Here is a 9,169-nt window from a genome sequence, read left to right as displayed (position 1 = left end):
GTCCAGACCGTGGATAACCCGCTGACCAGCTACAACAGCGTCCTGAGCGGAGTGTCGCCCACACCCCGTTCACACCCTGTGGGCAACCGCCCTCCACACCCCCGCACGACCGGTGGACAGCGTTACCCACCGGAAATCCCCAGCTCGACACACAAGCTCCCGGCCCAACCTCATGATCACCGGAACTGCGCATCCACCGACCAACTCGGCCGCCGAACCCGCACCGACGCGTCGTTCCGCCATGCGAAGATCACGCCAGGAGAGGATTATGGGCGGCGAAGAGAGGCCACCAGTCCACACCCTCACCCCCGCGAAGTTATCCACAACTTGTGGATAGGGGGATCGCGTGGACTACACCGAAGGCACCACCCGTGCCGTCCAGGACGTCGACACCCCGCACCTGCGCCTGCAGCAGATACCGACGGTCCCAGAGCCCGGCTACCCGCCTTCGTCTGCGAGACGAGCCCGACCACCCAGAAGTTGAGAGCAGGCGCTTCAATCCCTCCCAGCGACAGGGCACGCCTACAGCAAAACGCGCCAGAAGTGCGCCCTTCTCTCGGACGTCATCGGTGTGGCCCTCAACGAACGCAAGAGCGGAATGGAGAGCACCGTCTCGGCCCGTCCCACATGGGTGGGGCACGGGGACGCCACTTCCCAATGTCGAGGTTGGACGTAGGGAGTGGCGGTGCAACGAACAAGGTCTCGACGACGTCAGCCAGCCGACCGCCCTACAACGACCACGAACTTGTCCACACCACCGTCGAGGGACGATTCACTTTCCGCCGCGGTCCTCGATCCCAAAGACGGCCCAGTGGGCCAGTCATGACAGGCGGCCGGACGCCACCGTACCGCCCCGCGCACATACGCTTTCATCGTCCAGCCGGCCACGCCCCTGACGCCCCATAGCTCGACACAGAAAGCCCCGACCTCGACTCCGACGCGCTCTCCGCGGCCAAGCAAAGCCGCATCGCGGACTTCCCCGAGTGTCGAACAACGAACTAGAAGCCGCGCCGAACGGTCTCCGGCCCCTTCGCCGCGCCGAGTTCGATCTCACCTGACCAAAGCATCAACTTGACCACACACTTATCCACAACCTGTGGAAATCCGGCCCCCGGCCGGGTCATTCCTCAGCCCTCGCCGCCAAGCAATCGCCCCAGCCCCCAACCCTCGTGAGTGCTGCGCGCATGCCTCACCGCCGTCCGAATCCACAATCCAAACCCCACGCAGCCATGTGGAAAGACGTCAACGGCGGCACCCGCCTCGCCATAGCCTCCCAGTTTGTACCACCAAGCAATGTCGAAGACGATCAGCCTTTCACCTGGGCGGCGGTGGCCGGAACACCCCAGCCTCCCCCTCGTACGCGTCCCGAGAACAAGTCTCTCAGCGCCACTCCAACTGCTTCACCGCCCGGACACCCCAGAACCTACTCCGGCCCAGACGAGGCATCACCCATGCTCAGGTACCGCGTGCTGCGGATGTGCCATCGAGGCCGCACGCGCCGTTGACCTTTCGCCAGGCGTCGAGGTGTTCGGAACCTACGTTGAACTCGGCTGTGCCCTGATGTCGCAATGGAGGTCCACGAGGTGTTCTGACGAAACACCGCTCACCGATGGTCGTGATCCGGCGTCCGTCGTGACAGGGATGATCGATCACGTGCTCAGCCTGCCTCCTGGCCGAGGCCGGCCCAACCGGTTCGACGGCATGGTGACTTCCTTCCCGATCAGGGAGGAACATCTGGGGGCGTCGCTGCTGCCCGACTCCGTCCCGGACAACGGCCTGGCTCGCCGACGTCCCGACAAGTGGGCGTAACCGCCCCCAAGAGGGACAGGGCCACCTGAGCGCGGCGTCGGGGCAGGCGCCTACGGATCTCCTCGCCCAGGTCATCGAGGTGCCGCACGGTGCGCGCCGCCGCCTCGATGTACCACCGCAGCTCAGGCGGCGGTTCGCCGGAGTGACCGGCGGCGACCGCCTTCGGACCGTGCTGCTCTGGGCGCTGCCGCGCGCGGCGGCAAGCACTGCCTGTGCCGCATACGCGCCGAGCGCGAGTCGCTCTTCCGCTGTAGGTGACGACCACCTTCACGGCGCGCGTGCCGGTGATGGCCTCCTGGAGCGCGCGACCTCACCAGCCCGCCACAGGACGCTGAGGGGGTACCGCGCCCCGGAGTAGGGGCGACCTCTCCGTGACAGCGCACGAACATGTCTTTGATCCGATGCCGCGACTGAGACGGAGAGTGGGGAACTCCGCGAGATCAGACCCGTGAGCCACAGCGGCAACCAAGGGGAAGGGCGAAGCCCACCGCATCAGCCCCGTAGGGACCGATCTTGTGCACGGATCGCAACCAGAGCGGAGGCCTCCTCAGTGACACCAGCCCCGCACTATTCGGAACCGCGAGCCGGACGGGGGTGTAGGGGCGGAGCCTCACGACATCAGCCCCGCGTCAACGCAACCGCGCCCCACGACCGCAACCGGGAGGGGGCGTGGGGGCGGAGCCCCCACATCGGGGGTCCGGGGGTCGCCCCCCGGGTCAACATGACGAAGGAGTGACCGCCTGCGCTTTCGGCAGGCATGCCACTCCCAACTCCGAAGTGGGCCTAGGTGGACTTGAACCACCGGCCTCATCCTTATCAGGGATGCGCTCTAACCGACTGAGCTATAGGCCCGGGTTGTGCCGCTGGTTCTGGCGGCGCAACGAGAGGTTACCCCATCTGGCGGGGCAACCGGAAATCGGTTACTCGGCCTCCTTGAGGGTCACCTCGACGCCGCCGACGAGGTCGGCGGCGAGGTTGTAGATGACGGAGCCGACCGTGGAGAGGGCGGTGATGAGGAGGACGTTGAGGGCGCCGACGAGGACGGTGTAGCCGAAGATCCGGAAGAAGGAGAACCAGCTGCCGGCGTCGACGGTTCCGGTGGTCTCGCCCTGTTCGCGGGTGAGGCTGTTGATCGTGTCGCTGAGGGCGTCGAAGACGCCGAGGGCGGACAGGATCGTGTAGAGGACGATGACGGCGACGAGGAGGATGACGAAGCAGACGACGGACATGACGAAGCTGAACTTCATCACCGACCACGGTTCGAGGCGGGCGAGTTGCAGCTGGGCCTTGCGCGCGGGTTTGCCGTCGGCGGGCTTGGCCGAGGTGGTCGACGTCGCCGGGGTGAGGCGGTCCTTGAGGGCCGCGCGGGCGAAGCCTGGGCGGCTCGGTTTGGCCGCGGCGGCCGGGGGCGGGCCGGCGGCGTTGGACGAGCTGCCCGGGGCCGGCGACGGGGTGCCCGCGTTGAACGGCTTCGCGGACTGCTGCGTACGTTCTGTGGAGACCGACGCGGACGGTTCGGCGGGCTTGGCCCAGCCCGCCGAACCGGATGAGGAGGACGACGACGAGGAGGACGCTGCGGGCGTGGCGCGTTCCGCGGACGCCGCGGCGGGCTTCTCGGCCGGCTTGGCGTCCGTGTCCTTGGACGGCGGTTCGGTGCTGTCCTGCACCGGGGCGATCTCCGGCGCGGGTGACTCCGCCTCGTCCTTGGGGAGCGCGAGGTCGTTCCGCGTCTCCTCCGTGCCGGGCTTCGCCGCCTTGGCGTCCTTGTCGATCTCGACGGTCGTCTCGTCCCGGCCGGACTTGGCGGACGCGGCGGCCACGGTCTTGCTCGGCTTCGCGGCGGGCTTCTTGCCGGGGTCGGCGGGCTTCTTGCCGGAGGCCCCGGCGCCGGGGCGGCCCGCGCCGGGCTCACCGGCGCCGGGCACGCCCTTGCTCTTGCCGGGCTCGGTGCTCACGTGTCCTCCTGGCCTGTCGGCTCGGTACCAGGGGAGGGGCTGGGCGCCTCACTCACCACCGTCGCTCCCCTCGGCGTCGTCTGAGTCCTCCACGATGGACTCTACGTTCCTCGCGATGGCCACGACGCTGTCCCCGTCCGCGAGGTTCATCAGGCGGACGCCCATGGTCTGCCTGCCGGACTGCTTGATCTCCGCGGCGGTGGTACGGATGACGCCCCCGTTGGACGTCATCGCGAACACCTCGTCGTCCGGGCCCACCATCAGGGCCCCTACCAACATCCCCCGCGATTCCACGATCTTAGCGGTGAGGACACCCTTACCCCCACGACCCTGGAGGGGGTACTGGTCGATGGGGGTCCGCTTGGCGTAGCCGCCCTGGGTGGCGACCAGGACGTCCCCGGAGCCGCCATGGACGACCAGCATGTTGAGGACTTCCTGGCTTTCCTCGAAGCGCATGCCGATGACGCCGGACGTGGCGCGTCCCATCGGCCGCAGCGACTCGTCGTCGGCGCGGAAGCGGATCGCCTGGGCGCCGGTGGACACCATCAGCAGGTCGTCGTCGGACGAGACGAGCCGCGCCGCGATGACCTCGTCGTCGTCGACGAGGTTGATGGCGATGATGCCGCCGGTGCGGGGCGAGTCGAAGTCGCGCAGGGCGGTCTTCTTGACGCGGCCCTTCTTCGTGCCGAGGACGAGGTAGGGCGCCACCTCGTAGTCGCGCAGGTCCATGACCTGGGCGATGTGCTCGTCCGGCTGGAAGGCCAGCAGGTTCGCGACGTGCTGGCCGCGCGAGTCGCGGCCGGCGTCGGGCAGTTCGTACGCCTTGGCGCGGTAGACGCGGCCCTTGTTGGTGAAGAACAGGATCCAGTGGTGCGTCGTGGTGACGAAGAACTGGTCGACGATGTCGTCCTGCTTGAGCTGCGCGCCGCGCACGCCCTTGCCGCCGCGGCGCTGCGCCCGGTACAGGTCGGTCTTGGTGCGCTTCGCGTAGCCGCCGCGGGTGATGGTGACGACGACGTCCTCTTCGGCGATGAGGTCCTCGTACGACACGTCCCCGTCGAACGGGATGATCTCGGTGCGGCGCTCGTCGCCGAACTTCTCGACGATGGGGGTGAGCTCGTCGCCGACGATCTGGCGCTGCCGCGCGGGCGAGGCCAGGATGTCGTTGTAGTCGGCGATCTCCGCCATGAGCCTGTCGTACTCGTCGGTGATCTGCTGGCGCTCCAGCGCGGCGAGCTTGCGCAGCTGCATGTCGAGGATGGCCTGCGCCTGGATCTCGTCGATCTCCAGCAGCTCCATCAGGCCGCGCTGCGCCTCCTGCGCGGACGGCGAGCGGCGGATGAGCGCGATGACCTCGTCGATGCGGTCGAGGGCCTTGAGCAGGGCGCGCAGGATGTGGGCGCGCTCCTCGGCCTTGCGGAGCAGGAACCGGGTGCGGCGGACGATGACGTCCACCTGGTGCGTGACCCAGTGCCGGACGAACTGGTCGATGCGCAGGGTGCGCGGCACGCCGTCGACCAGCGCGAGCATGTTCGCGCCGAACGTCTCCTGCAGCTGCGTCTGCTTGTACAGGTTGTTGAGGACGATCTTGGCGACGGCGTCCCGCTTGAGGACGATGACGAGGCGCTGCCCCGTCCGGCCGGACGTCTCGTCGCGGACGTCTGCGATGCCGTCGAGCTTGCCGTCCTTCACCAGGTCGGCGATCTTGAGGGCGACGTTGTCCGGGTTGACCTGGTAGGGCAGCTCGGTCACGACGAGGCAGGTGCGGCCCTGGATCTCCTCGATGTCCACGACGGCCCGCATCGTGATGGACCCGCGGCCGGTGCGGTACGCCTCCTCGATGCCCTTGCGGCCGACGATGAGCCCGGCGGTCGGGAAGTCGGGACCCTTGATCCGCTCGATCAGCGCTTCGAGCAGGTCCTCGTCGGAGGTGCCGAAGTTGTCCAGGTACCACCGGACGCCCTCGGCGACCTCGCGCAGGTTGTGCGGCGGGATGTTCGTCGCCATCCCGACCGCGATGCCGGCGGACCCGTTGACCAGCAAGTTCGGGTACCGCGACGGGAGGACGTCCGGTTCCTGGGAGCGGCCGTCGTAGTTGGGGGAGAAGTCGACGGTCTCCTTGTCGATGTCGCGCAGGAGCTCCATCGCGAGGGGGGCCATGCGGCACTCGGTGTACCGCATCGCCGCGGCCGGGTCGTTGCCGCGCGAACCGAAGTTGCCGTTGCCGTCGACCAGCGGGTACCGCATCGACCAGGGCTGCGCCAGCCGGACGAGGGCGTCGTAGATGGCGGAGTCGCCGTGCGGGTGGTAGTTCCCCATGACGTCGCCGACGACGCGGGCGCATTTGAAGTAGCCGCGGTCGGGCCGGTACCCGCCGTCGTACATCGCGTAGAGGACGCGGCGGTGGACGGGCTTGAGGCCGTCGCGGACCTCGGGCAGGGCGCGTGCGACGATGACCGACATCGCGTAGTCGAGGTAGCTCTTCTGCATCTCGACCTGGATGTCGACCGGTTCTATCCGCTCGCCCGGGTGGCCGCCCTCTGTGGTCACGTCCGTCACTCTGAAGACCTTTTCTGCTCGGTGGGATGCGCGTGCGGTCGCCGCTGGGAGTCAGGCCGCTGGGAGCCCGGCCGGGGCCCGCACGTCAGATGTCGAGGAAGCGCACGTCCTTGGCGTTGCGCTGGATGAACTCCCGGCGGGGCTCGACCTCCTCGCCCATGAGCACGCTGAACAGTTCGTCGGCCTGCGCGGCGTCGTCGAGCTGGACCTGCAGCAGGACCCGGTTGTCGGGGTCCATCGTGGTGTCCCACAGCTCGTTGGCGTTCATCTCGCCGAGGCCCTTGAAGCGCTGCACCTGGTCGCGGGGGCGGGGGTCGCGCTTTCCGGCGGCCATCCCGGCCTCGATGATCGCGTCGCGTTCGGCGTCGGAGTAGGCGTAGTCGGCCTCGTTCCCCCGCGCATCCCACTTGATCTTGTAGAGCGGAGGCTGGGACAGGTAGACGTGCCCGGCCTCGATCAGCGGCTTCATGAACCGGAACAGCAGCGTCAGCAGCAGCGTGTTGATGTGGTGGCCGTCGACGTCCGCGTCCGACATCAGGATGATCTTGTGATAGCGGAGCTTCTCGATGTCGAACTCGTCGTGCACGCCGGTGCCGAGCGCCGTGATGATCGCCTGCACCTCGGCGTTCTTCAGGATCTTGTCGATCCGTGCCTTCTCCACGTTCAGGATCTTGCCGCGGATCGGGAGGATCGCCTGGAAGTGCGGGTCGCGGCCGCCCTTCGCCGAGCCGCCGGCCGAGTCGCCCTCGACGATGTACAGCTCGGACTTGCGCGGGTCGGTGGACTGGCAGTCCGACAGCTTGCCGGGCAGCGCCGTCGACTCCAGCAGGCTCTTGCGGCGGGTCAGGTCGCGCGCCTGCCGCGCCGCCACCCGCGCCCGCGCCGCCTGCGACGCCTTGTTGATGATCTCCTTGGCCTCGCCGGGGTTCTCCTCGAACCAGTCGCGCAGGTAGACGTTGCAGGCGCGCTGCACGAACGACTTGGCCTCGGTGTTGCCGAGCTTCGTCTTGGTCTGCCCCTCGAACTGGGGGTCGGCCAGCTTGATCGAGATGATCGCGGTGAGGCCCTCGCGGACGTCCTCGCCGGTGAGGTTGTCGTCCTTGTCGCGCAAGAGGCCCTTGTCGCGGGCGTACCGGTTGACGATCGTCGTCAGCGCCGCCCGGAACCCCTCCTCGTGCGTGCCGCCCTCCGCCGTGTTGATCGTGTTGGCGAAGGTGTGCACGGACTCGGCGTAGGTCGAGTTCCACTGCATGGCGATTTCGAGCGACATGCCGGTCGTGTCGTCGCCGAAGTACACCACCGACTCGTGGGCGGCGTCCTTGCGCGCGTTGAGGTAGCGGACGAAGTCCTCGATGCCGCCTTCGTAGTGGTACCGGACGACGTGCGGCTCACCGTTGATGTAGTCGGGACGCTCGTCGCGCAGGGTGATGGCCAGGCCGCGGTTGAGGAACGCCATCTCCTGCATGCGGCGGGAGAGGGTCTCGAAGTTCCATTCGAGGGTCTCGAAGATGTCGGGGTCCGGCCAGAAGGTGATGAGGGTGCCGGTCTCCTCCGTCTCCTCGCCCTGGCGGAGCTCGGTCTCCGGGCCCCGCCACGTGTAGGACTGCCGCCACACGTGGCCGTTGCGGCGGACCTCGGCCTCCATCCGGGTGGACAGCGCGTTCACCACGGACGAGCCGACCCCGTGCAGACCGCCCGAGACCGCATAGGACTTGCCGTCGAACTTGCCGCCCGCGTGCAGCGTGGTGAACACCAGCTCGATGGCCGGCCGCTTCTCCACCGGGTGCTCGCCCACGGGGATGCCGCGGCCGTTGTCGCCGACGCTGACGCCGCCGTCGGCCATCAGCGTCACCTGGATGTCGTCCGCGTAGCCGGCGAGGGCCTCGTCGACCGCGTTGTCGACGATCTCGTAGACGAGGTGGTGCAGGCCGCGCTCACCGGTCGAGCCGATGTACATGCCCGGGCGCTTGCGAACCGCCTCAAGCCCTTCAAGGACAGTGATCGAACTAGCGTCGTACGCCAAAGGAGATCCTCCTGCCGGGGATGTCTGCCGCTCCGCGCCCGAGGGAGGCGCGGTGTGCCCCGTAACACACATGAGGGCACCCGGTCGTGCTCTGTTCGTGGTGGCCAGAGCCCCGGGCGCCCGGCGGCGGCGCAGCATCCTGAACCAAATTCATTCTACCGGGTCACGAGGCGGAAAGTGGCACTCAAGAGCGCTGTATGCGCGTGTGGCGGCCGAGTGGCCCTGGAGCCACACCCCCCTATATGACCCGGGGGCTTCTCTGTCCTGCGTGGCGCTGGCTGCTGAACTCACCTCCTGCTCCCCGAACAGATGTTCCCACTCGGCCCGGACACCCCCGGAACGGTTCGGCGGGCGCGGTCCCGGGCTGCTCCATCGGCTCAGCGGACGCGCCAGGCACCGGGCCGGCGCGGGCCGGAGGACGGGCCGACCACCTTCACCCGGCGGACGGTGCCGTGCCCGAGTTCCTCGTTCAGCCGCCGCACGAGAGTGGACGACAGCAGACGCAGCTGCGTCGCCCACGTCGTCGAGTCGGCGGTGACGGTGAGCTCACCGTCCTCGAAGTGCTCCGGCCGGGTGTGCTCGGCGAGTTCCGCGCCGACGATGCCGGCCCAGTTGCCGAACACGCCGCCGACCGCCGCCCGCTGCTCCCAGCCGCGGGACGCCATCAGGTCGCGGATGGCCGCACCGAACAACTTGGGATCGCCACCGCGCCCAGGATCCCGCACCCGGACGACCCGCCCGCCGCCCTTGCGCTTCCCGTTCTGCCCGGGCAGCGTGCCCCGCTTCAGCGCATCCGCCTTCGCCTGAGCGAGCGCCTCCCGAG

4 protein-coding genes and 1 tRNA gene are annotated in these 9,169 nt (G+C 68.4%); all 5 read right to left on the bottom strand.

Annotated elements, in window-relative coordinates:
- Window positions 1-2,587: 2,587 nt before the first annotated feature.
- Window positions 2,588-2,661, bottom strand: a tRNA-Ile gene (locus E1200_RS27430).
- A gap of 68 nt (window positions 2,662-2,729) precedes the next feature.
- Window positions 2,730-3,764, bottom strand: coding sequence for a DUF3566 domain-containing protein (locus E1200_RS27425; RefSeq protein ID WP_243708864.1), 1,035 nt, complete (start codon window positions 3,762-3,764; stop codon window positions 2,730-2,732).
- A gap of 48 nt (window positions 3,765-3,812) precedes the next feature.
- Window positions 3,813-6,323, bottom strand: coding sequence for a DNA gyrase subunit A (gene gyrA, locus E1200_RS27420; protein ID WP_131954970.1), 2,511 nt, complete (start codon window positions 6,321-6,323; stop codon window positions 3,813-3,815).
- Between the two features lie 85 nt (window positions 6,324-6,408).
- The gene (gyrB, locus tag E1200_RS27415) at window positions 6,409-8,346 is read right to left on the bottom strand and encodes a DNA topoisomerase (ATP-hydrolyzing) subunit B (RefSeq protein WP_131954969.1); all 1,938 of its coding nucleotides are present in this window, start codon (window positions 8,344-8,346) and stop codon (window positions 6,409-6,411) included.
- A gap of 377 nt (window positions 8,347-8,723) precedes the next feature.
- A partial coding sequence (locus E1200_RS27410) for a DciA family protein (RefSeq protein WP_131954968.1) occupies window positions 8,724-9,169 on the bottom strand: 446 nt, incomplete at its 5' end.

The organism is Actinomadura sp. GC306 (assembly GCF_004348665.1).
In the GTDB taxonomy this organism is placed as follows: domain Bacteria; phylum Actinomycetota; class Actinomycetes; order Streptosporangiales; family Streptosporangiaceae; genus Spirillospora.
This window is presented reverse-complemented; position numbering and strand designations above follow the sequence as displayed.